At 45.8% G+C, this 23,744-nt stretch carries 20 protein-coding genes and 1 pseudogene; 6 read left to right on the top strand and 15 right to left on the bottom strand.

Translation table 11 applies throughout. The features are described 5' to 3' along the window. Positions 1-16: 16 nt before the first annotated feature. The 4 genes from ACTTJF_RS05790 to ACTTJF_RS05775 all read left to right on the top strand — a co-directional run bounded on the left by ACTTJF_RS05790 (position 17) and on the right by ACTTJF_RS05775 (position 3,783). A complete protein-coding gene (locus ACTTJF_RS05790) occupies positions 17-733 on the top strand; it encodes a plasminogen-binding N-terminal domain-containing protein (RefSeq protein ID WP_442551148.1) in 717 nt (238 codons plus the stop codon). Further along, the gene (locus ACTTJF_RS05785) at positions 733-2,115 is read left to right on the top strand and encodes an FAD-linked oxidase C-terminal domain-containing protein (RefSeq protein ID WP_442551147.1); all 1,383 of its coding nucleotides are present in this window, start codon (positions 733-735) and stop codon (positions 2,113-2,115) included. The genes ACTTJF_RS05790 and ACTTJF_RS05785 overlap by 1 nt, the downstream gene beginning before the upstream one ends. Positions 2,116-2,530: 415 nt before the next feature. Further along, positions 2,531-2,956: a hypothetical protein gene (locus ACTTJF_RS05780; RefSeq protein WP_442551146.1), complete on the top strand. Its 426-nt coding sequence runs from the start codon at positions 2,531-2,533 to the stop codon at positions 2,954-2,956. Continuing rightward, positions 2,953-3,783 (top strand): YihY/virulence factor BrkB family protein, encoded by an 831-nt coding sequence (locus tag ACTTJF_RS05775; RefSeq protein WP_442551145.1) that lies wholly within the window; start codon positions 2,953-2,955, stop codon positions 3,781-3,783. Before ACTTJF_RS05780 ends, ACTTJF_RS05775 begins: the two co-directional genes overlap by 4 nt. Here the strand turns inward: ACTTJF_RS05775 and ACTTJF_RS05770 are convergent. From ACTTJF_RS05770 to ACTTJF_RS05705, 14 genes and pseudogenes are all read right to left on the bottom strand, one after another. Beyond that, positions 3,780-5,054: a ComEC/Rec2 family competence protein gene (locus ACTTJF_RS05770; protein ID WP_442551144.1), complete on the bottom strand. Its 1,275-nt coding sequence runs from the start codon at positions 5,052-5,054 to the stop codon at positions 3,780-3,782. The two genes, ACTTJF_RS05775 and ACTTJF_RS05770, sit on opposite strands and share 4 nt — an antisense overlap. Before the next feature lie 23 nt (positions 5,055-5,077). Further along, the gene (locus ACTTJF_RS05765; protein ID WP_004319829.1) at positions 5,078-6,487 is read right to left on the bottom strand and encodes a replicative DNA helicase; all 1,410 of its coding nucleotides are present in this window, start codon (positions 6,485-6,487) and stop codon (positions 5,078-5,080) included. A 270-nt stretch (positions 6,488-6,757) separates the two neighbouring features. Next, on the bottom strand, positions 6,758-7,816 hold the full coding sequence (gene ispG / locus ACTTJF_RS05760; protein ID WP_442551143.1) for a flavodoxin-dependent (E)-4-hydroxy-3-methylbut-2-enyl-diphosphate synthase: 1,059 nt from the start codon (positions 7,814-7,816) through the stop codon (positions 6,758-6,760). 71 nt (positions 7,817-7,887) lie between these two features. Beyond that, positions 7,888-8,154: a hypothetical protein gene (locus tag ACTTJF_RS05755; protein WP_442551142.1), complete on the bottom strand. Its 267-nt coding sequence runs from the start codon at positions 8,152-8,154 to the stop codon at positions 7,888-7,890. Continuing rightward, entirely contained in the window at positions 8,154-9,005 is an 852-nt protein-coding gene (locus tag ACTTJF_RS05750; RefSeq protein WP_442551141.1) for a hypothetical protein, read from the bottom strand. The genes ACTTJF_RS05755 and ACTTJF_RS05750 overlap by 1 nt, the downstream gene beginning before the upstream one ends. A gap of 9 nt (positions 9,006-9,014) precedes the next feature. After that, positions 9,015-10,481 (bottom strand): annotated as a pseudogene (locus ACTTJF_RS05745) (MBOAT family O-acyltransferase). Positions 10,482-11,031: 550 nt separating this feature from the next. Further along, positions 11,032-11,787, bottom strand: coding sequence for a DUF4272 domain-containing protein (locus ACTTJF_RS05740; RefSeq protein ID WP_442551140.1), 756 nt, complete (start codon positions 11,785-11,787; stop codon positions 11,032-11,034). Between the two features lie 338 nt (positions 11,788-12,125). Then, entirely contained in the window at positions 12,126-12,758 is a 633-nt protein-coding gene (locus ACTTJF_RS05735; protein ID WP_314469450.1) for a DUF417 family protein, read from the bottom strand. Between the two features lie 634 nt (positions 12,759-13,392). Further along, entirely contained in the window at positions 13,393-15,492 is a 2,100-nt protein-coding gene (locus ACTTJF_RS05730; RefSeq protein WP_442551139.1) for a primosomal protein N', read from the bottom strand. Next, on the bottom strand, positions 15,492-15,890 hold the full coding sequence (locus ACTTJF_RS05725) for a type II secretion system protein (protein ID WP_442551138.1): 399 nt from the start codon (positions 15,888-15,890) through the stop codon (positions 15,492-15,494). Before ACTTJF_RS05725 ends, ACTTJF_RS05730 begins: the two co-directional genes overlap by 1 nt. A 64-nt stretch (positions 15,891-15,954) precedes the next feature. Then, positions 15,955-16,407: a type II secretion system protein gene (locus ACTTJF_RS05720; RefSeq protein ID WP_442551137.1), complete on the bottom strand. Its 453-nt coding sequence runs from the start codon at positions 16,405-16,407 to the stop codon at positions 15,955-15,957. A gap of 98 nt (positions 16,408-16,505) precedes the next feature. Beyond that, positions 16,506-17,015, bottom strand: coding sequence for a type II secretion system protein (locus tag ACTTJF_RS05715; protein WP_442551136.1), 510 nt, complete (start codon positions 17,013-17,015; stop codon positions 16,506-16,508). Positions 17,016-17,146: 131 nt separating this feature from the next. After that, positions 17,147-17,371, bottom strand: a complete 225-nt coding sequence (locus tag ACTTJF_RS05710; RefSeq protein WP_442551135.1) for a hypothetical protein — start codon at positions 17,369-17,371, stop codon at positions 17,147-17,149. Between the two features lie 7 nt (positions 17,372-17,378). Further along, on the bottom strand, positions 17,379-17,612 hold the full coding sequence (locus tag ACTTJF_RS05705; protein ID WP_124850788.1) for a hypothetical protein: 234 nt from the start codon (positions 17,610-17,612) through the stop codon (positions 17,379-17,381). Positions 17,613-17,680: 68 nt separating this feature from the next. Here ACTTJF_RS05705 and uvrB point away from each other — a divergent pair, with 68 nt between their 5' ends. After that, positions 17,681-19,657 carry an excinuclease ABC subunit UvrB gene (gene uvrB / locus ACTTJF_RS05700; protein ID WP_442551134.1) on the top strand — a complete coding sequence of 659 codons (1,977 nt, stop codon included), beginning with the start codon at positions 17,681-17,683 and terminating at the stop codon, positions 19,655-19,657. A gap of 537 nt (positions 19,658-20,194) precedes the next feature. On the opposite strand, the gene ACTTJF_RS05695 is transcribed toward uvrB, so the two are convergent. After that, positions 20,195-20,899, bottom strand: a complete 705-nt coding sequence (locus ACTTJF_RS05695; protein ID WP_442551133.1) for a metallophosphoesterase — start codon at positions 20,897-20,899, stop codon at positions 20,195-20,197. A 298-nt stretch (positions 20,900-21,197) separates the two neighbouring features. On the opposite strand from ACTTJF_RS05695, the gene ACTTJF_RS05690 reads away from it, so the two are divergent. Then, a complete protein-coding gene (locus ACTTJF_RS05690) occupies positions 21,198-23,654 on the top strand; it encodes a molybdopterin-dependent oxidoreductase (RefSeq protein ID WP_442551132.1) in 2,457 nt (818 codons plus the stop codon). The last annotated feature ends 90 nt before the right edge of the window (positions 23,655-23,744 follow it).

Here is a 23,744-nt window from a genome sequence, read left to right as displayed (position 1 = left end):
TTTCAGGAGATAAATTTTGAAAAAATTTCTTTTATTTTTAGCGGCGGCTTGCCTTGGTTTTGCGGCGGAATTTTCGATGAGAGAGTATAAAGCCCCGCTGATAAGCGTGGATGAGGGCGTAGGCACGATCATAGATAGCCCGAGTATCGTAACGGGCAGTAGCGGCGTCGTGATGCATAGATTTGACAACCTCCAAAGCTCTATCATCGCTCGCGCCGTCGTTACGCAAAAAGGCGGCGGCTTTGCGAAGGTGCGCTTTGAAGTTTTTGACGCATTAGAGCAAAAAGCCCTGCCGCTGCCGGGAATTTTACCTAAAAGCGGCGACGAGCTCATCCTAAACTACCTCTACGACCGCTCGCTCATCGTTGCGCCGAACAAAGAAATTTACTCCGAAGTAGTCGGCGCATTTAAGGGCGTCACCTTCATCCACCCCGACATCGTGGGCTCGTACCTAAGCTACGAGTATAAGCCTAACCCTAGCCGCGACGACTTTCGCAAAATGTGCAACCAAAGCGCGGCGGGGCTCATTTTCATCGCTATGAACAACGAGGCGGTTTTTGCAGACTGTCAAAGCTTCGAGCCGTTAAAACGCTTCCAAAGCGGCGCGGTCAAATACTACCAGCTGCCTTTTTACACTCGCGTCAAGGACATCGATACGGTATTTTGGAAATGGGGCTCGGAGCAGATCAGCGACTTTGACCGCCACTACAAAGCTCTTTTGAAAGAGAAATGATGCACGAAAAACACGCTAAATTTTTTGTAAATTTACTAGGCGCGGACAACGCTTACTTCGACGACGCGCACAGGATCGCCTACTGCTACGACGCGACTAGAAAGCGCCATTTACCGGACGGCGTGCTTTTTCCTAGGGACGAGCGCGACGTTAGCGAGATTTTGAGATACTGCAACGAAAACGGAATTAAAATCGTGCCTAGGGGTGCGGGCAGCGGCTTTACGGGAGGGGCGCTAGCGCACGAGGGCGGCGTGGTGCTTGCATTTGAAAAGCATATGAATAAAATCCTAGAAATCGATATGCAAAACATGGTCGCCGTCGTGCAACCGGGCTGTATAAATATAAATTTACAGCGCGAAGCCGAGAAGCTAGGGCTTTTCTACCCGCCCGATCCCGCCAGCCAGGAGTACTCGACGCTAGGCGGCAACGTCAGCGAAAACGCGGGCGGCATGCGCGCGGCAAAATACGGCATCACCAAAGACTACGTCATGGCGCTGCGAGCTGTGCTACCTAACGGAGAAGTGATCCGCGCGGGCAAACGCACGATAAAAGACGTCGCGGGATACAATATCGCAGGCATCCTCATCGCCAGCGAGGGCACGCTAGCGGTAATAACCGAGATCACGCTAAAACTCATCGCAAAGCCTAAATTTAGAAAAACGGCGATGGGAATTTTCCCTAGCGTAAATGCCGCGATGAACGCCGTTTATAAGACGATGGCAGCAGGCGTGACGCCTGTGGCAATGGAGTTTTTGGACGCGCTTTGCATACGCGCGGTCGAGACTAAATTTAACAAAGGCCTACCGCAAGATGCGGGCGCCCTGCTCATCACCGACGTAGACGGCGACGTTTTAGACGGCTTAGAGCAGGATCTTGCTACGATAGAGCGAGTGTTTAGAGAAAACGGCGCTAGCGAATTTAGACGCGCTAAGGACGAGAGCGAGCGAAACGACATTTGGTTTGCCCGCCGTAACTGCTCACAGGCGATAAATATTTACGGAAATTTAAAACTAAACGAAGACATCACAGTGCCTCGCTCAAAGCTACCCGAGTTGCTAGAGCGCATAGGCGGCGTCGCTAAAAAATACGGCGTGCAGGTGCCGTGCTTCGGTCACACAGGCGACGGCAACGTACACACTAACGTCATGGTAGTAGACAAAACCGACCCGGCGCAGGTAGAGAGCGGGCACAAGGCGATCGAGGAAATTTTTAAGATCGCGGTGGAGCTTGGCGGCACGCTTAGCGGCGAGCACGGTATCGGCATCAGCAAAGCCGAGTTTATGCCGCTTGCCTTTACGCCTGCTGAGATGGAGCTTTTTAGAAGTATCAAAAAGGCGTTTGATCCGAACAACATCCTAAACCCGTTTAAGATGGGGCTGTAGATTTGGCAAAAATTATAGCCAATCTTTCGATAACCGCTTTTTTCTCTTTTCTAGCCGCCCTTTTAATTTTATCCATTTTTAGAGGCGGCTTTATAGACCGAAAATCATCTTATAAAATCACCGCTTATGGGTGTTAGCGATTAAATTAAGGTAAAAGATGAAATTATTATATGTTACGAACTCTATAAGCTTATTATTCTTAATGTTTATTATCTTTAAAAATATGCGTTCTAAGAATGCGATTTCTTATAAAACCGCAGAAAAAGGAGCATGGCTTATATATCCTAGTCCCGTAGCAAAATTTATATTATTTATACTATTTTTATCATGGGGTTCGACGGTAGCGTTTGACGAACCTAATATACAAAGAATAAAAGGACTAGGCAAATTTAGGTGTTTTGATAAAAGCGATCCTTTGTGTATAGACGGTTATTTTCATAGGACGAACGGCGAAACGGCGCTCGTGATCGCTATGGGCGTATCTATGATACTTATTTCGCTAGTCGTATTAGCCGAAAAAGGCGTCGTCATAGACAGGTATCGCGCGAGAAAAGTATGGGAAATTTCGCCTCTTAGATTTAGTGTAGAAGTCGCCTTAGAAAATGCTATTGTGGAAGACGCCACTAAAGAAAACAGTAAGGCAGCGATGATAAAAATTAGCGATGCAAAAAGCGGTAAAAATTTTAGAGTATCTTTTCCTTACACGCGTCAAGATATAAATTTCGTTCAAGTATTGATACGAGAAAGGCGCATGCAAATAGTAAAAGAAGAAATTCAAACGGTGCGGCAAAACTCAAAACCTAGCGATGCAATAACCGAAATTTCAAAGGATCCAAAATGACCCCGCAAAAATTTGAAAAGATAAAACAAACGCTTAAAATTTGGCTCACGGCGATGCTAAAGATCAAGGACAAGCAGCTGCTGCACTACGCATCAAGCCTGAGTTTTCACACGATGCTCTCCATCATCCCCGTGCTGCTCATCTCGCTCTCGCTCTTTACGCAGATGCCAAGCTTTAGCGTCTATTACGCTAAGATTAAGGAATTTATATTTGCCCAGCTGCTACCGTCAAACCAAGACGCGATCTCAAACTACATCGAGACCTTTTTACAAAACAGCTCGAGCCTTGGCATCCTCGGCCTTGGCGCCATCATCTTTACTTCGATCATGTTTTTTGCCGATTATGAATACGTCATCAACCGCATCATGCACACGCAAAGCCGCAAATTTTGGAACTCGCTAAGTGCCTATTGGACACTCATTACGCTGGCTCCCTTAGGGCTTGGGCTTAGTTTTTATCTCTCAAATTTATTTCAAGATATGCTAAACTCCAGCACCTACACGAAGTGGATAAATTTTCTCAGCATATTTCCGTACCTCATCATTTGGGCGATATTTTGCGTGACGTATCTCATCTCGATAAACCGCCAAATAGCCCTAAAAAACGCGCTTTTTAGCTCGTTCGTCGCCTCGCTCATCTGGTATCTTGGCAAAAATATCTTCGTCTTTTACGCCGCAAACAACAAAACCTATCTTAGCATCTACGGTTCGTTTTCGGTGGTGCTGCTCTTTTTCGTGTGGATTTACGTGTCGTGGATCATATTTCTTTACGGCGTGAAGCTGTGCGCGTATCTGGAAAAAGCGGGCGAGAGCGACAAAGAATCTTAAAAAAGCGCGGCAAAGCAAAGTAAATTTAGCGGCACGATAACGGCGGCTAAAATTTTGCTTTTGACGCTCGCTAAACTCAGCGCGTTGTAAAGCAAAAACAGCCAAAACGGCACGCTCAAATTTACCCCCTTTGCGCGCCACGAGAGAAATTCTAGCAAATACTCATCAAGCGCACCGCCTGCGCCAAATGCGTGCAAAAGCGCACTTAGCGGATAAAATAAGCTAAAAAGCGGCGTGATCGGCAAGACGGCTAGCTGCTGGGCGCTAACGAGCGGGAAAAAGTAAAGCACGGGCAAAATCATCGCCGAAAATACCCAAAAATTTAGCAAGATAGCGTTTGTAAAATTTGAAAATCGCTCGCCGAAGTGCCGCAAATACAGATAAATATAAAACACGCCCATGCTTGAGAAGTAAAATCCTACGCTAAAAAGCAGGCTCGGCATCAGCGCCACGGCGGCGCAAATCACGACGAAAAGCAGCTCAAAGCTAACCACGCGCACATTTCTAGCGAGCAAAAATAGAGCCAGCAAGCTCATCAAAAACGCCCGCAAAAAGGACGGCACGAAGCCGATCAGCGCAAGATAGCAAAACAAAACCGCAAAGATCGCGGCCGAGAGGTCAAATTTGGCGTTTCGATACGGAAAATATCGCTCCTGAAAATAGTGGTAAATCGGGCGCATGATAAAATACAAAAAACCGAAAATCAGTCCCAAATGATAGCCCGAGATCGCGATAAGGTGTGCTACGCCGTAGAAATTTACGTCCTGCCTAAGCTCTTTACCCACGGGTGCGGCCAAAAACAGCGCGGTAAAAAGCTCGGTCATTTTTTCGCTTTCGTGCTGCTCGGAGATAAAACCGTAAATTTTATCCCGCACGGACTCGCCGCTATCGGCGTACCTAAGCTCGACTACGCCGTAACTAGGCATAAAAAACGAGCCACTTAGATACTCTTGAAATTTGACGTTTTTGTTTTCGGCACCGATTAAAATTTGCTCGTTGGCTCCCGCGTCAAAGTCCGCCCGCGTCGTCGTATAAAAGCTAAAATCATTTGTTTTTAGCTTCAAAACGCGGTAAATTTTACCTTTTGCATTCGTTTTTTCGTAGTTTTGTAAAATTTTAGCTTGCAGGATAACGCCGTTTTGAGCTTTAAATTCTCGAAATTTATAGTAGCTAAAGCCCAAATTTAGCGCAAAAACGAGCGCGCACGCAAGGCAAAACATATAAACCTCGCGCGCGTTTTCAAAGATAGATTTACGTTGCGGCTTTTGCAAAATTTGAGCTTAAAGGGCGCATTTTAGGCGTTTGGGTTAAACTCCGCCACGTGCGCGGCGCCAAAGCTCTTATCTACAAAGCGCGTAAATTCCTTCTGAAATATTACTTCGACCGTGCCGACCGGGCCGTTTCGGTTCTTGCCCACGATGATTTCGGCGTCCTCTTCGATCTTGTTCGGGACGAATTTACGCACGTATTCCTTGCCCTCGGCGTGCGCCTTTTTCTCGGCCTCTTTCTCCTCCTGCTCGCGGTAAACCTCGTCGCGGTAGACGAAAAGTATCATATCGGCGTCCTGCTCGATGGCGCCTGATTCGCGCAGGTCGCTTAGCATCGGGCGCTTGTTGGCGCGGGACTCCAGGCTGCGGTTTAGCTGACTAAGCGCGACAATAGGCATATCCAGCTCGCGCGCAAGCAGCTTTAGTCCGCGCGAGATTTCGGCGATCTGCAGGTGGCGATCGGAGTAATTTGACGTCGCCATCATCAGGCCGATGTAGTCGATGACGCACAGCGTGATCTCCGGGTGCGAGGACTTGAGCTTGCGCATCTGCGTGCGGATCTGGTGGATATTTACGTAGCCGCTGTCATAGACGAAAAGCTTGCGGCTGGCCATATCGTCGCACGCGTCGCTTAGGCGCGACCACTCTTCGTCGTCCATTTTGGCGGTCATTATATTTTGCAGCGGGATCGAGGTTTTGGCGCTTAGCATACGTAGCATGATCTGCTCGGCGGGCATCTCAAGAGAGAAAAACACGACTCCGCCGCCGCGCATCAGCACGTGGTTCATTAAATTTAAGCAAATCGTCGTTTTTCCCATGCCCGGGCGCGCCGCGATGATAATGAGATCGCCGTGCTTAAAGCCCTTGGTCATCTCGTTTAGCTGGCGAAATCCCGTGTCGATGCCCACGATATCCTTATCTTCGAGCAGCTTTTGCTTTTCTAGGTGAGCGATGACGTCTGCGATGATGACAGCAGCGTCCTTTACGACGCCCGCGCTCTGCCCGTCCACTAGCGAATAAAAACTCTGACTCAGCTCGTCCACCATATCGCGGCTAGGCTTATCCTCGCTCACTTTGCTAGGTATCTGGTGCGCGATTTTGACGAGGCTTCGTTTGATCGATTTTTCTTTGATTTCATTGGCGTATTTTTTGACGTCCAGGATCGAGTTCGTGCCGATGATCTCGCTCATCACGTTTTCGTCAAATTTACTTCCAAGCTTGGTTTTTAAAAACCCCGTTTCGACGGGCAAATTTTCATTCAGACACTTTACCATCGCGTCGTAAACGTCGCCGTGAGCGCGCAGGTAAAAGTCAAACGGGCTTATGATATCGAAAATCTCGCTTAGATTATCCGCGCTATAGATGATGGACGCGAGGATCGCGCGCTCCATATCTAGGTCGTAGAGATTGTGCATATCGATGTTTTCTTTTGCCATTTTCGTGTCCTTTTGTCTTGTTAAATTTGCCTGCGTTCGGGCGGATTTTATAAAATTTGGATTCAATTTTGACGCTTGCTCGTAAATTTGCTTTAGCTTTGAGCGGTCAAATTTGAGTTAGCGCCTTAAAGAGCGCGGTTTTGCAAGCTCGCGCCGATAAATTAGATTCAAATTTGACGATCAAATTTAAACCCGAGCCGGAAATCAAATTTATCGGCTCAAATTTGACCGAGCCGAGCGCCGCCAAATCTCAAATTTGACGCCCGAATTTTACGCCCGCGACTTTATCTCGTCGTCGATCTCGAGTAAAAATCTATCCACCAGCTCGCTCTCTGGCAGCCTCGCGACAACCTCGCCTTTGCGCATTATCATGCCGTTTCCTTTGCCAAAGGCTATCGCTACGTCGGCACCCTTAGCCTCGCCGATCGCGTTTACGACGCAGCCCATCACCGAGACGTTTAGCGGCTCTTTGATGTGTTTGGTTTTTTCCTCGACGAGCTTTACCGCAGCCATCAGATCAGCCTGCAAACGCCCGCAGGTCGGGCACGAGATGATGTTTAGCCCCTCTTTTTGGCGGCCGCTGTCTTTTAGGATCGCTTTTGCGACCTTGATCTCCTCCTCGAGCTCGCCCGTGATGCTAACTCGCATCGTGTCGCCGATGCCTTCTAGCAGCAGTCCGCCTAGCGCGATCGCGGACTTTATCGTAGCGTGAAAGCTAGTGCCGGCCTCCGTAACACCTAGGTGAAACGGATAATTTACCAGCGGCCGTAGCGCGCGATAAGCGGCCATCGTGCGCTCGACGTCGCTTGATTTTAGCGAGATTTTGATATCGGTAAAGTCAAAATCCTCGAGCAAATTTATGTTATAAAGCGCGCTTTGTACCATCGCTTCGACCGTTCGGCCGTATCTGTCCTCAAACTGCTTTTCGAGCGAACCCGAGTTTACGCCGATACGGATAGGCAGATTTCGCTGCTTGCACGCGTCCACGACGGCTTTGATGTTCTTTTTTGAGCCGATATTGCCCGGGTTTATGCGGATAGCGTCGACGAACTCGCTAACTATCACGGCGTAGTTGTGGTTAAAGTGGATGTCGGCGACGACGGGCAGCGGGCTAGCTTTTACGACCTCACGCAGTGCGGCGGTGTCCTCTTTGTCAAACACGGCGCAGCGCACGATATCGCAGCCGGCAAAATAAAGCCGCTGTATCTGCTCTAGCGTGCCTTTTACGTCTTTTGTTTTACTAAACGTCATCGACTGCACCGATATGGGCGCGTCTCCGCCTATTTTTACGTCCCTGATTTTGATCTGTTTCGTGGGGTATCTTTGCAAATTTAGCCTTTAAATTTTATTGTGCGATTATATAAAATCTTGGCTTTTAAATAAATTTACCGCCCCAAAACCTACTCGCCCAAAACCTCGCGCCTATACTCCCGCTTATCTATAAATTTAGCCCTCAGGCTTTTTTGATTTTCTATGTGCGCGTCTATGTTTTTGCTAGTTATCTCTACGCCTAGCCCCGCATGCTCGCCCTGCCCCGCCAAGAACTCCAGCATCATATCGCCAAGCTTTGCGTTATAGTGGCTAGCCTCCCAGTAGTACGGCGAGACTTGATCGGCGTTTTTAGGTAGCTCCTGCGCCGTTATCTCGTTATAAAGGCCAAAATCCACTATCCTAAACGGCTTTTTCCAAGTCGTCTGGCAACCTCTTCGTTTACGGCCGTTATCTGTTTTTTCCACTCATACCACGCCGCGTCAAGCCCGACTCGGTAGTCCATAGCTTCAAGCAACCTCGCGTGCAGCGGACTTATAGCGATATCTAGGGTTATATTATTTTCGTGAGCATCCGTTAAAATCTCGATAAAATTTTCATAAGGCAGCTTTGATACCTCGTCTCTTTTGCGCTCAGCCATATACCCGCTTTCTATCTTTTTTACGGAGTATTCGTAGTAGCCTCCATTTCTTCGCACCTCTTCTAGCAGCGACGCCTCGGTCCGTCTGCCGTCAGGCTCAAAAAGCGGAGTTTTGCCGTACTTTATGACGGTCGCTACCGAGTCGCGAAGCGTTTGAAAGCTAAATAAAATTTTATAAGCACTAGGATTTTTAAAATACTCCTCAAAATCATCCGCCTTGCTACCGCCGCCTAGCATCGTCTTATCGTCAAAAACGAGCAACGCCTGCTTTAAATTTCCCTGTTTTATCGCCCATTTTAGATAGGCTTTAGCTTCGTTTAGATTGCTTCCCGATACGGCTGCGTTAAAGGCGGGCTGCGCGAAATACCTATGCGCCGAATTTAGAGCCGTTTGAGGGCGAGAGTTTCCTAAAAATATCGATGCAGGCCTGATTTTTTGAATCTTTAAAACCTTCATAAAGCGCGACTGCAAATCCTCTCTGGGCTTATTTTTAAAGATATCCGTATCGTAAATCCTGTATGGATCGACCAGGTAGTTAAAAACCGCTACGAGCGCGAAAATCAAAGCCGCCGCGGCCAAAAAGCTAAACGTCCATTTTTTAAATTTCATAAGATTTTCCTAAAAGTTAAAATATAAAAATTGAGACATCTTGTGCAAATTTAAAACGCCCAGCGTAAAACAAAGCACGGCTAGGGTCAAATTTAGCCCGCCGAGCCTAAAGCCTTGTAGTTTTTGCGCAGAGTTTTTAAATAGCAGCGCGACCGCAAAACCCGCTATCAAGTAGTATAGCAAGGTATTTGTGCTGTCTATTTGTATATTTGGATTCCACTCGCCGAATTTAACGCCGTACTCCCTCAAAAAACCGACCTTTCTCTCTAGCCGCGAATTTAGAGTTAGCCCGCCGCCCAGCCCAAACATCCCCTTTTAGTACCTTTAGCGCGTCGTCCCACTCCTTGGCTCTAAAAAATACCCACGCGATATTTACGAAGTTAAAGGTTATAAACCAAGCTAGGAATTTATTTAGCCTAAAGCCTAGCTCGCTCCAAATCCTTTGGACGATCAAAGCCGCGCCGTGTAAAAATCCCCAAAATACAAACGTCCAGCCAGCCCCGTGCCAGATGCCGCCTATCACAAAGGTCGCGGCTAAATTTACGTACGTACGCACCTTGCCGCTACGGTTGCCTCCCAGCGGGATATAGACGTAATCTCTCAAAAAGCGGCTTAGCGTGATATGCCATCTACGCCAAAAATCCTGAATATTTAAAGCCTTATAAGGCGAGTTGAAATTTATCGGCAGTCTGATGTTAAAAAGTAGCGCCGCGCCGATCGCCATATCGCAGTACCCGCTAAAATCAAAATAGAGCTGAAACGTGTAGCTAAGGCTAGTCACCCAAGCTTCGATCAAATTTAAGCTCGCAGCACTATCAAACCCCTCGGTCGCCCAAACGGCGAAAGTATCGGCGATAACGACCTTTTTAAAAAGCCCGATAGAAAATATAAAAAGTCCAAGAGCGATATTTTCATAGTTGATTACTTTGTTTTTGGTTTTTGCAAACTGCGGCATCATCTCCTCGTGATGCACGATCGGGCCGGCGATTAGCTGCGGAAAAAACGTAACAAACAAGCAGTAGTTTAAAAAATCGTACCGCTTTGCACCCTTAAGCGCCGCGCAATCCACCAGATACGCGATCTGCTGAAAGGTAAAAAACGAAATCGCAAGCGGCAGGAGTAAATTTAGATGTGCTATCTGCGTACCAAAGGCGAAATTTACGTTGGCGATCAAAAAGTCTGAGTATTTAAAATACCCAAGCAAGGCCAAATTTGCCGCGATACCCAGAGTAAGGAGGAGCTTTTTTGAAATTTTGGGATTATTTTTATTTAGCTCGAGTCCAAAGGAGTAGTTAAATATCATGGATGCTACTATCAAAGGCAGATAAGCGATATTCCACCAGCTATAAAAAATAGCGACGATAACACCAAAAAACCCTTTGCCGCTTCGCTAAGGCGCTTTTTGTTTAAGAAAAAATATACGAAAAAAGTTATGGGCAAAAATAAAAATATAAATTCGTAAGAGTTAAAAAGCATTATCCATCCATTGATTTTTAGCGCAATTATAATAAACATTATTTAATATTTAAACAAAATAGTAACTAATTTAACTAGCGACAAATGAACCGGCAAATGAGTCGGTGGTCAAATTTGAAGCAAAGGCGCAAAAACAAGACGATACGCAAAAAATAGTCTATCGAGCCTGAAAGTTAAATTTGAACAAAAGGATACAAGCGGCGGTATCGCGAAGCTAGACGAGGCGACTTAAATTTTACGACGGAAGTTATCATGCGGATAGTGACCGAGTAAAATTTAAGACAACGAAGTATGGCTAAGTGAGACAACACTCAAAAAATAAGGCGCGGTATTTTTCGCTTTACTTTACGCCATACGCTCGTAGCTGCTAGCAGAAGATTTTTAAGCGTAGGCTGGTTTAAAATTTGAGTTAAAGAATGCAAGAGCGGCAGTATCGCGAGATGGATTTAAATGTCGTGCAGAAATTTTAAGTCGAGATAAGGCGTATAGCCTATCGCAGACTTAAAATTTCAAACTCATTTAAAGACGCTCGTGAGACAACGCACAAAAGTCAAGTATTCAAGTCCGGATAATCCCACGCATTATACTCATCGCTCAGATTATCGTTTTCCGCGCCCTTGCAGCACAACCACTCTAGCCCGCCGCGTCTCTCCATCACGACCTCTTCGTCGAGCCCCGCGCAGTCTGAGCCGTGTACGCGAGCATTGACGCACGCCCAGTGGTAGCGGTAGATGAGATCGAGCGCCTGCAAAATTTCATCCGTGCCCCGCAGCTTCACGCGCGCCGAAAAATCGCCGCCGCTAAAGGTGTCCATCACAAAGGCGCAGTCGCAGATCTCGCTCGGAAAGCTAAGCTCCTCCACGAGCCCCATGGCCCACATCAGCGCCCACAGCGACTCGTATTTCCAGCCCATATTTACGGCCTCGTCGCGGCTTGCCTCGCCCTGCGTGACGCGGCGCTCCATGCGCGTGAGCTTGTCTATGCAACCGTAGCGGTTCGTAAGAAAGTCCCGCGCACCCTGCTTATCCTCATCCGCGAGTTTGCCCTCGTCTCTGATCGAGCAGGCACACATTATTGCCGCGTAAGAACAGATCGCGCGGGCGATAACCTCGTCCTTTTCGCGCGGGGTGACCTCGTCCGTCTCGTACCGTAGCGGTAGATGATCGATATACGGCACGCCCTGCGATTTTAAAATTTCGATGCTTATATCCTTGCGCTCTTGCGCGGTCTTGCCGATCTTTGCGGCATTTGCGCTTCTTTTTAGCGCGCTATCGGCCCCCTTTTTAAAAAAATCAAAAATACCCACGCCTTCTCCTTTAAATTTACATAAATTTACGCGGGGTATTTTAGTACAAAAATGCCCAATTTTCTCTTACGGCTACGCCTGGCTCGCTAAATTTGACGAACAAAAAGCAAAAGCAAATTTAAAATCAACGCTCGTCAATCCGCAGAATGTAGAAAATAAAATTTAGCAATTTTTTCAGAGTTCCGCCGGTGTGGTGTTTAGTACAAAAATTAGTCTGGGGTAGAAAAAAAAGATAAATTTACAGCAAGACCGTAAATTTAAGGATAATAAAAACGGCCGCGAGCGGCGAGTCGCCTAAAAATATAAATAGGCCTACCGCTCGCTAAAATCTGCAAATTTTACTTAGCCGTGCAGCTTTTGCAGCACTCCAAGAGCCTACGCGCCGCGTTTGAGGCTACGATTAGTCCTGCAGCAGACATTATTATATCTTTTAGCACCAGTCGTCCAGCACCTGATAGATACGGGAAGCCGTGATTAGGGCTTTCGGTGATGCCGAGCGCTGGATTGCCTAGATTTGGCACCCAAGTCTCGGGCGTCGTTATCAAAAAGCTAAGCGTTACGATAGACATGCCAAACGTCAGCAGTCCGCCGATAAGCCCTAGTTTAGGGAACCAGATGCCAAGTAACACGAGCGTGCCGATAGTGCAGATCATCGCGCCGATCAGGTACGAAACCGCGTAAGTACCGTTTTGTTTATGCCATTCGATATTTTTAGGCACGACCAAGCCTTCCGGGTTTTTGTGCAGGTTGTACTCGGCGACCATTTTGCCCTTGCCGTTATCTACGATATCTTTTTTGCTATACATATAGCTAAAAAACGGGCTGTTGGTTACAAACGGCACGATGCCGTCGGCCTCGTATTGCACGACTTTGAGTCCGCCTATCCACGCCATTACGATAAAAATCGCGACGCTAACGTAGTTTACGAAATATTTTTGCGAGCCTGCTAGGGCTTGTAAAAATTTTTGCATTAAGTTCCTTTAGGGTGATTTTTATAATTTTAATTAGACTGTATATTTAAGGCTAGATAAAATTATAACGGGATTATATATAAATCATATAAAATTCTGCTTAAAAAGATAAGCATTATCATAAATGGAAACTTTAATTACATTTTTAGTTTTTGATTAAGCAAGATTTTAAATTTACAATTTACAAAATACGGTAAAAAATTAATGCGCTATTTGATCGCATAGCATCTCTATTTGCGAACGATAAAAATAAAAGAGCAAGCAAATACATCTTTTACGTATGGTAAAAGCATGTACGACTCAAAGGACTAAAATATGCGTAAACACTAAAAGCACGCAAGGCTAGACTAAAAACCGCCCCCCACTACAAAGATCGCAAGTATTTAAACCGTAAATTTAAGAGGCTCGATCTAAATTTAAACAACCTGCGTTCGTCAAATTTAAGATTTTATAAACGCTGTAAAAAAGCGAGTAAATTTGTATCAAAAAACAAGCTCAACTTGCCGGACGGCAAATTTATCGCAACTTAAATTTCAAGATCAAGCCGAATGCAAAATTTGATTTTACAAACTTTGCAAAATGTTTACAGCAACGTATCTAAGTCCTATAAATAAAAATCAGACAAAAGCAAAATTTACGAGAAATTTATCGGATCCATATCGACGTCAAAGCCGTGCGCGGCGCAGATACGAGCGGCTTTTATGAGCGGAGCGTGCGAGGCGCAGCGCAGCAAAATCTCAAAACGGTATTTTCCGCCCAGTATTTCGATCGCGCACTTGCCGTGTCCGACGATCTCTAGCGAAGATTCGGCCATGCGCAAATTTTCAAGCTCGGCTACGCAAATTTCAAGCCTTTGCTTTGCCGCCTGCTCGCTTTTTTCAGAAACGATAACCCGCAAAAGTCTAGCAAACGGCGGATATATAGGCTCTCTAGCAAGAATCTCCTTGGACAAAAACGCGTCGTAATCCGCGATAAAATTTTCAAAAAAATCCCGCTGCCTGCTCTGCACGACCACGCGCCCCTCACCTGAGCGACCAGCCCTGCCCGCCACCTGCATCGCCAGCGCCAATGTCCGCTCGCGAGCGCGAAAATCCGGGAAATTTAGCAGCTCGTCGACGCCCATGATGACAGCAAGATCCACGTTGTGGTAGTCGTGCCCTTTGCTCAGCATCTGCGTGCCGACAAGTGCGTCTATCTCGCCCGCGTTAAAGGCTTTTAGCGTCTTTTCAAGCTTATTTTGCGTCGTGATCTCGTCGCGGTCGAATTTCTCGATCCTAGCCGAAGGAAACGCCGAGCGCAAGGCCTCCGTTAGCTCGTCGGTGCCGATTTTTTTCGCCTCGATCATCTCGCTGCCGCACTTCTCGCACGAGCATGTAGCAGACGCCGTAAAGCCGCAGTACTGGCACTTTAGCAGATTTCGCTTCTTATAAAAGCTCATCCCGACGCTACAAAACGGACACTTTATCGTACTGCCGCACTCGCGGCACGAAAGATAGCGGAAATTTGCACGCGTCGGCAGGAAGACCACCGCCTGCTTACCGCCCGCAAAACTCGCCGCAAGCTCGCCTAGGATCACGTCGCCAAGCCCCGTCTCGCTCTCGTCGTAGATAAATTTTTTCTCGCTTTTAAAAAACGTTCCCCTTAGCCTAAAGTGAGGCTGCTTCTTGAAGCTCACGACGCTTGGCGTGGCCGAGCCCAGCACGACTTTGACGTCAAATTTGCTCGCAAGAAATAGCGCGAGGTCGCGGGCGTTATAGTGCGGATTTTGCGCGGATTTGTAGCTGTCGTCGTGCTCCTCGTCGACGATAATAAGCCCAAGCTCGGTAAACGGCAAAAACAGCGCCGAGCGCGCGCCTGCAATCAAATTTATCTCGCGACTCTGAAACTTTTGCAGGATTTCGCCGCGCTTTTTTGGAGTTATTTTAGAGTGCCAGACGCCAAACTTTTCGCCAAAATAGCTCTTTAGCCGCTTCGTCATCTGAGGCGTTAGCGAGATTTCCGGCATCAAAAGCAAAACTTGTTTGCCCGCGAGTAGATATTCGCGGATAATGGAAAAATAAATCTCGCTTTTACCGCTTCCCGTATCGCCGAAAATCAAACTCGTTTTATGGCTTTTAGCGAAATTTAGCGCTTCTTGTTGATTTTGGTTTAGGTTTGGGATTTTTGAAAAAAACTCCGTCGCAGCTGATTGGTCGGTGCTTATTTTTGGCGACTGTGCGGGATTATTAAAATTTAATTTGGCAGCAACATTTTCATTTAATTTCAAATTTTCTTGCAAGCTATTATTATTTAAATTTTGGGGTAAATTTGACTGTGATGATTCGTTAAATTCTGTAGTTAAATTTAACTCTTTGCTATCGTCAAATTTGACATCTAAGTTATCGTTTGGCTCGTTTTTATCAGTCAAAATTTGCGCTTGCGTTAAATTCTGCAAGCAAGATATATCGGTTTCTAGCGGAGCAAAAAGTCCGGCCGCGATAGATAAATTTACGACGTAATAGTGCGAGATAAATTTTAAAAGCGAGATTTGTATAGGCGTAAGCGTAGCGGGCAAAATTTCTAAAATCTCAAGCGTTTTAAAATTCGGCTCTGCCACTCCTTGCAAAACATAGCCGATAGTTTTTTTATTTTTTATATTGATTAAGACTTGTGTAAAATTTGAGATTTTAGAATTTGAATGATAGGTAAGCGGCTTAAGATTTAAGCCGCTAGGTAGTATTTGATAGTAGAGCATCACTCCGTTAAAGCTCTACAAAGGCTATCGGTTCTAGGGCAAGTGAAAGTACCATTAGCTGCATTGTATGTAAAAATAGTAGATTCTCCCCTTAGCATAAATCTATAGTTATTTCCACTCATAGACCATCCACTTTTCTCATCAATTTTTATACCACTTTGTAATACGCCGTCAAAAAGAATACTGCTAGACCCACTGGTAGATTCTAGTGATGCAGGATATACAAACTGACCAGTTAGCATGTTTGCATTATACATATTAGTGATAGCACTCCTTATAGAAGCTATGTCAGCCCTTCCTTTTGCGATTATTGCATCATCCCTGGTAACAAAGAGCCTCGGTACCGCAATACCGGCTAATATTCCCAAAACTACTATAACAAAAACCAGTTCAAGCATTGTAAACCCGCGCCTCATGATAACCTCTTTACATTTAAATCTTTACAAATTATATCACTTTATATTAAAAAACGGCTTTTGACCCTACCGGATATTCGCCATTTTTTAAATTGACAAATTCGTTATTTCTTTCAAGAACCTTACAATCGTTTATAGTTACGCCTGAATCTAGCTTTATGACTACGTGACCGCCAGCATCATTTACAAAAGCAAATTTTAATACACAGTCATTAGCCTTAAATATCAAATATTGCGGGTAAGTAGTATTATTTAGATTAACGTTACCACTAAAAGATACATTTGGAACATTTGTCATATCTTTTATATTGTCTGATACTTCGCCTTGTGAGGCATTATATGCCATCACGTCATTCATAAGTTGTTTTGTGTTGGCTAAAATTTGAACAAAATTCGCATCATCTCTAGTAAGAGACAAACGAGGGATGGCAAATACAGCAAGTGTACCCAGGATAACTATAACAAATATGAGTTCTACTATAGTAAATGCATATCTCATATATTTTCCTAAGCAATATGGCTAAATTTAAAAAAGCCCAAAACTTGCTAAAAACAAGCTTGGGCTTTTTATTTAAAGCTTTTAAATTCTAATAAAATTTAGAATTTAACAGATACGCCACTGATAGCTACTTCGCCTTCGCCACTTGTTTGAGGTGATGCAACGCCATTTGAGTTAACAGTATTATAACCAAATTTTGATTTAATTATAGTATCCACACCCTTAGAGGCCAGTACTTTTGCGCATATAGGCTCACTTGCATTCTTTGGTGTAACTTTTAGATAAGCAGGTCTTTGAGAGCCTACGGTAGTGACTGCATCAAATAGCTCTACTTCTATACACTCTTTTCCTGCAGCCAGCAATGTACCTTTTTTACCACTTGCAGTACCAAACTGAACGTTTGTCATACCTGAAAGCGTGCTGGTAAAGTCACCTTGTGAAGTATAGTAAGCACCTAAGTCACTAATTAATGTAGTTAAGTTTGTTCCAGCTTTTGCTATTTCAGCGTCATCTCTAGTTGCAGTTAGTCTTGGGATAGCAACAGCAGCCAAAATACCTAGTATAACGATCACGAAGATCAACTCAATCATTGTAAAACCTTTTCTCATATGAGACTCCTTGTATGAATTCTACATACACTTATGTAGTTAAGCGGAATTATACGACTTTTAACTTAAAAAAAAATAAAATAGCAATAAATTTATAAGGAGCGTGTAAAAACGAAACGAAGGTGTAAATTTTAGCCTATCTCTTTACTGAGTTTTTGGGCCAGTGAGCGCAGTTCGCGCTCCTGTTGGTAGTTTTCATAACATTTTTGCACAAAGGCGCTTAGCAGTTCTTTTACGTCAAGATATCTTTTGCCGTCCGTAAAGATATCCCACTCACGCTCAAAGCTTTGCGCAAATTCGTCTTCAAGGCTAATAGTATAAGAAGTAGAGGCGATTTTGACCGTTATTTTTCTCATAGCTTATTTATTTTCCCAGTACTGCTTCGATCTTGCGGATAACGTCGTCGCTCTCGGTGTTTTTAGCTCGCAGATCTTCTTCTAGGCGCGCGATTTGATTACTCTTGGCTTCGTTTTGTGCCTTTACGCTTACTAGCTCGTTGCGTAGAGACTCGTTTTCTTCGCAAACTTCGTTATATCTAGCCAGTAAGTCGTTTACTCTATCGGTTAAAGTGTTTAGCACTTTATCGTCGTCAAACATCATTTTTCCTTAGTTTTGGTATAATTTTATGTAATTGTAACAAAAAAAGCTGATTTTTAAGGTAAAAAATGAAAAATTTTGAAATTTCGTCCAAATTTAGCCCGAGCGAGGATCAGGCCCGCGCTGTCGCCAATATCGTCGCATCCGTAAAATCAGGAAACAAATACCAAACGCTTCTAGGCGTCACGGGTTCGGGCAAGACCTTTACGATGGCAAACGTGATAAAAGAGCTAAATATGCCCACGCTAATAATGACGCACAATAAATCCCTTGCCGCGCAGCTTTATAGCGAATTTAAGGGCTTTTTCCCTAAAAATCATGTGGAGTATTTCATCAGCTACTACGACTACTATCAGCCCGAAGCCTACATCCCGCGTCAAGACCTTTTTATCGAAAAGGACAGCTCCGTAAACGAAGAACTCGAACGTCTGCGCCTATCTGCGACGGCGAGCTTGCTTAGCTTTGACGACGTCGTGTGCGTGGCGTCGGTGTCGGCCAACTACGGCTTAGGTAATCCTAGCGAATACCAAGGCATGGTCGCATACCTAAACGTCGGCGATAAAATCAATCAGCGCGCGCTACTGCAAAAGCTAGTGGATATGGGATACAAGCGAAACGACGTTTATTTCGACCGCGGCGACTTTCGCGTAAACGGCGACGTGGTGGACGTATACCCTGCGTATTTTAACGACGAGGCGTTTAGGATCGAGTTTTTCGGCGACGAGATCGAGACGATGTATAGCCTGGACGTGCTGGAAAACAAAAAAAGACACGACCTGAAAAAATTTATCCTCTACCCGACCAGCCAGTTTATCGTGGGCGCAGACCGCCTAAAAATCGCGATCAAACAGATAGAAGAGGAGCTGGCGCAGCGGCTAAAAGAATTTAGCGAGCAAGGCAAGCTCGTAGAAGCGCAACGCCTAAAACAACGAGTGGAATTTGATCTAGAGATGATGAGCAGCACGGGCATGTGCAAGGGCATCGAAAACTACGCGCGCCACCTAACAGGACAAAAGGCGGGAGAGACGCCCTACTCGATGTTTGATTATTTCGAGCTAGGCGGCAAGGACTATCTAGTCATCGTGGACGAAAGTCACGTGAGCCTGCCGCAGTTTCGCGGTATGTACGCAGGTGACCGCAGCCGCAAAGAGGTGCTGGTGGAGTACGGCTTTCGCCTCCCGTCCGCGCTTGACAACCGTCCGCTTAAATTTGACGAGTTTATAAACAAACGCGCCAAATTTCTTTTCGTCTCGGCGACCCCGAACGAATACGAGATAAATTTAAGCCGCGACCACGTTTACGAGCAAATTTTACGCCCGACCGGACTGCTTGATCCCTTAATCGAGATAAAAGACAGCGAAAATCAGGTGGAGATTTTATTTGACGAGGCGAAAAAAACCATCGAGAGAAACGAGCGCGTGCTAGTCACCGTGCTCACCAAAAAGATGGCCGAGGAGCTCAGCCGCTACTACACCGAGCTTGGCATCAAGGTCAAATACATGCACTCAGACATCGACGCCGTCGAGCGAAACGAGATCATCCGCGGGCTGCGCGGGGGCGAGTTTGATATGCTCATCGGCATAAATTTGCTCAGAGAGGGGCTTGACCTGCCCGAGGTTAGCCTCATAGCCATCATGGATGCCGACAAGGAGGGCTTTTTGCGCTCGACGACGAGCCTGATCCAAACGATGGGGCGCGCGGCTAGAAACGTAAACGGCCGAGTGCTGATGTTTGCCAAAAAGATCACCAAATCCATGCAAGAAGCGATGGATACGACGCTAGCTCGCCGCAAGATGCAAGACGAATACAACCGTGCCAACGGCATCACGCCGCGCTCGGCCAGCCGAAATATCGAGGAGAGCCTGCACGTCGAGGACGGCACGGAGATCTTAAGAAAAGGCGCAAATCTAGAAAAAATGCCTGCCGCCGAGCGAGCGAGTATCATAAAAGAGCTAAGAAAGCAGATGCTGGATGCCGCGGCGCAGCTGGAGTTTGAGAAGGCGGCGGCATTACGCGACGAAATCGCCAAAATACGTAAATTGTGAGCGGCTCGTTTCTTGCGTACCTTTAAATGAGCTAGAAATTTTATCCCTCGATGAACTATATGTTCTATCTTCGGTCGAAAATTTCGTCGCAACATTTAAATTCATCACAAGACACTTCGCCTTATCGTTTTTCGCTCAAATTTGAAGTTAAATCGGTTTCAAATTTGACTCGACCAGACCCGTACCCTGAAAACATCAAATTTAGAGTCAAAAACTCGCGACGCTTTGCGCAAGCAAAGCCATGTCGCCACCCTTAACTTCGCTTCGCTCGTTACGAGACGGCAACAAGTTGCCCCTACGAAGAAAAGCGTCGTAGAGGGAGGGCGATTAAAGGGGGTGGGGAGCGACTTCGCCATTCAAGCCCCCACCCCCTTTACAATAAAGTAAAAAACAACCTTAGACGGTTGTTTTTTACGCAAGAAAGCCGAACTTGCAATGGCAAATTTTAATCAAACCAAATTTTATATTTTTAAGATGCAAGTCTCGGTGCGTAAATTTCAAATTTTAGTCAAATTTAGCCTCAAAATTTAACTAAACTCACCCGCCCTCCTCGATATTTTCCTGCAAAAAGACTCGCATACTCGGAAACTCGAGCGCGCAAAGACGGCCGAAATCATGCTTATAAACGCAGCCCGTGTCGATATTTGCGCTAAATTCCGTAATGTCGGGGCTAGCGATCGGCGTATGGCCGTAGACGTTAAAAACGCCTTCGTTTTGGCTAAAATCGCCCCTACCGCAAAGCAAATGCCGCCTAAACTCCGCCGCGCTATCGCCGTCCGAGTTACGCAGCGGCCACATACGCCCGGCCGCCGAGTGCGATACGACGAGCCGCCCGCCCTGCGCGTTTTTAAACTCAGCAAATTCCAAATAAAGCGGCAAATTTGACAAAAACTCTATATGCGCGAGCTTTTGTGCGCGGCTGGCTTTGACGTAGGAGGCGAAGGTCTGCGCGCCGCCGTTTAGGAAAAACCAGTGCGGGTCGCTAGGCGTCTCGCCGCGTAAAAATGCGTCCTTGTGTTGCAAAAGGCGGTACTCGTGATTGCCCATCACGGCCGCGTAACCGCGCCGCATCGCTAGCTGCACGACCTCAAAACTCCCCTCGCCGCGGTCTATCAGATCGCCTACGAAGCAAATTTTAGAATCGGCGCCCCGCGGCAAACGATCTATCAGAGCGCAGAGGGTTTTATAACAGCCGTGAACGTCGCCGATGAGGTAAATTTGGTCGCCATAATCATCTAACATTTTTATTTGCCTATCTTAAATTTAGCTCAAATTTTAGCCATTTTTTATAAATTTTACAGTCGCTTTCACGCTCTTATACACTTAAAATCAAACAATATCTACTAAAAATCACATTTTTTATATACTTTTTATTCTTTATCTCTTATAATATCATATAATGATAGAATTAATTTTTATACTTCAAGGAGGTTTAATAAATAACACCAACGACCTCAAATTTAGTCGTAGGCTTAGCCGAGAGTACATTTAACCCAACACCAAAGACGAGATAACCAAATTTCATTTCAAGGGAGAAAAAATGAAAAGACGAAATTTCTTAAAGCTTAGCGCATTAGCTGGCGTTAGCCTGCAAGCTAGCAGGATAGAGGGCGTCACCCAGACGCTTTTTGACCAGAAGAAAGTTTTTTGCGCAAATAGATTCGGTCCGTTTTACGCAAACGTAGTCAGTGGACAGATAACTAGCGTAGATCCTTTTGAGGCGGATAAATTCCCAAGCACTTTAAATAACGCCGTTGCAGATTGCGTCCAAAACGAGAGCAGAGTACTGTACCCTTGCGTTAGAAAGAGTTATCTGGAGAAAAAGGGACCAAACAAACCCGAACTTAGAGGCGAGGAAGAATTCGTAAGGATTAGCTGGGATACGGCGCTTGATCTAGCCGCAAAAGCCCTAAAAGAGAATTTTGAAAAATACGGCTCCGAGAGCATCTACGGAGAGTGCTACTGGTGGGGCGGCAGCGGTAATGTTAGCTGGGGTAGAGCTACGGCTAGGAGGATGCTAACGATACTAGGCGGCTTCGTCTCGGAGGACGGCAACTACTCCTACGGCGCGGGTCACGTTATCATGCCCCACGTTATCGGAACCATCGAGCCAAACGAAGTTCCGACAAAATGGGAAGCAGTACTAAAGTCCGCCAAAACGATAGTATTTTGGGGAAGCAACCCGGTAGTAACTAATGAAATAGGCGTAGGCGCTCCTACTCACGAGGGCTACGACGTGTATGCCAAACTAAAAGAGATGAACGCAAAAGGCGAGAAGAAAATTTACGCCGTAGATACCTATAAAAACGACACGATCAGGTATCTAAACTCGAACTTTATAGGAGTGGTGCCGGGGACGGATACGGCTATGATGATAGGCATGTGTCACTATCTATACGAAAATAAACTATACGACGAAGCCTTTATAGGAAAATACACCGTCGGATTTAATAAATTTAAAGATTATTTCCTAGGCACTAACGACAAGGTGGTTAAAAACTTAGACTGGGCTAGCAAAATTTGCGGCGTAAGCGTCAAAAAGCTAGAGGAGCTATGCGTGTCGCTAGCCAAAAACGAGTCTTTGATAATAAGCGGTTTTGCCATCCAAAGACAAGATCACGGAGAGCAGTCGTATTGGGTTCTCATCACTCTAGCCTCGATGCTAGGACACATAGGCAAGGAGGGCTGCGGCTTTATGACTTGCGATCAGGGGCATAAAACCAGCACGGAAAGCTTTATAGCGCCGGCTCTAAAAGGCCTAAGCTCGGTTCCTAGTGAAAAATACACCACAGAAAATAGCCCTTGGGTGAAAAACAAAGGCTACGTCATGCCAAACAGTAGAATAATAGACGCGCTACTAAACCCGGGCCAAGAGATGCAAAGAAACGGCGAAATTTACAAACTCCCGCATATGAGAGTTTCCGTAAGCGCCAGCGGATCGATATTTACGAGACATCAGGATATAAACCGCGCGGTACAAGCGTGGAAAAAACTCGATACCGTGATAACCATAGAGCCTTATTGGACTAGCGGGGCCAAGCTTAGCGACATAGTCCTGCCTGCAGCCATAGAGCCAGAGAGAAACGACATAGAGCAGTCAAACGCTACGGGCGAGTATATATTTGCCGTAAAACAAGCCGTCCAGCCTATGGGCGAGAGCAGGAGCGATTTTGAAATTTGCAAAGGAATTTGCAAGAGATGGGGCATGGAAGAGGTATTTACCGAGGGCAAGACCGAGATGGAGTGGATAAAAGAAATTTTCGCCGACGCCATGGATCAAGCCAAGGCGCTCGGATACGATAATTTGCCTACGTTCGATGAGTTTTGGGAAAAAGGATATGTAAAATTCGACAAAAAAGACGAAGAGAAAAAATACTATACTAGATTTGCTAATTTTAGAGAAAATCCAAACAAATTTAGACTTGGAACGCCGTCTGGAAAAATCGAGATTTACTCGCCCGTCATCGCAAAAATGAAATACGACGACTGCCTAGGGCATCCGGCGTGGTTTGAGCCTACCGAGTGGCTTGGCGATAAAGAAAAAACCAAGAAATATCCACTCGCGCTAAATACTCCGCACTCTCGCTTCAGGCTGCACTCTCAGCTAGATAACTCCATAGTTAGAAAATACGCCGAAGTAAACGGTAGAGAGCCGATATTTATCAGCCAAAGCGCGGCCAAAAAACGCGGCATCGCAACGGGAGACGTGGTTAGGGTGTTTAACGACAGGGGCGAAATTTTATGCGGGGCGATAGTGAGCGATATAACCCAAGACGACGTCGTAATAGTATGCGAAGGCGCATGGTACGATCCTGAAGTCTACGGCAAAAATAGCCTGTGCCAGCACGGATGCGTAAACGTGCTCACAAAAGACAAAGGCACAAGCAAGCTAGCGCAAAGCAATATAGCGCATACGAATTTGGTCCAAGTCGAGAAGTATAAAGGCGCGATAAGACCTATCAGAGCGTTTTCAAAGCCAAAAATCATAGGCGCTTAAATTTAAGGCGGGGTTTACGCTCCGCCGTTTTTAACCTCACAACTTCAAATGATTTCATTTGTGGTAGCCTTATTTTAGATTATTTGTTTT

This window comes from Campylobacter sp. (genome assembly GCF_052170435.1).
Lineage (GTDB): Bacteria > Campylobacterota > Campylobacteria > Campylobacterales > Campylobacteraceae > Campylobacter_A.
This window is presented reverse-complemented; position numbering and strand designations above follow the sequence as displayed.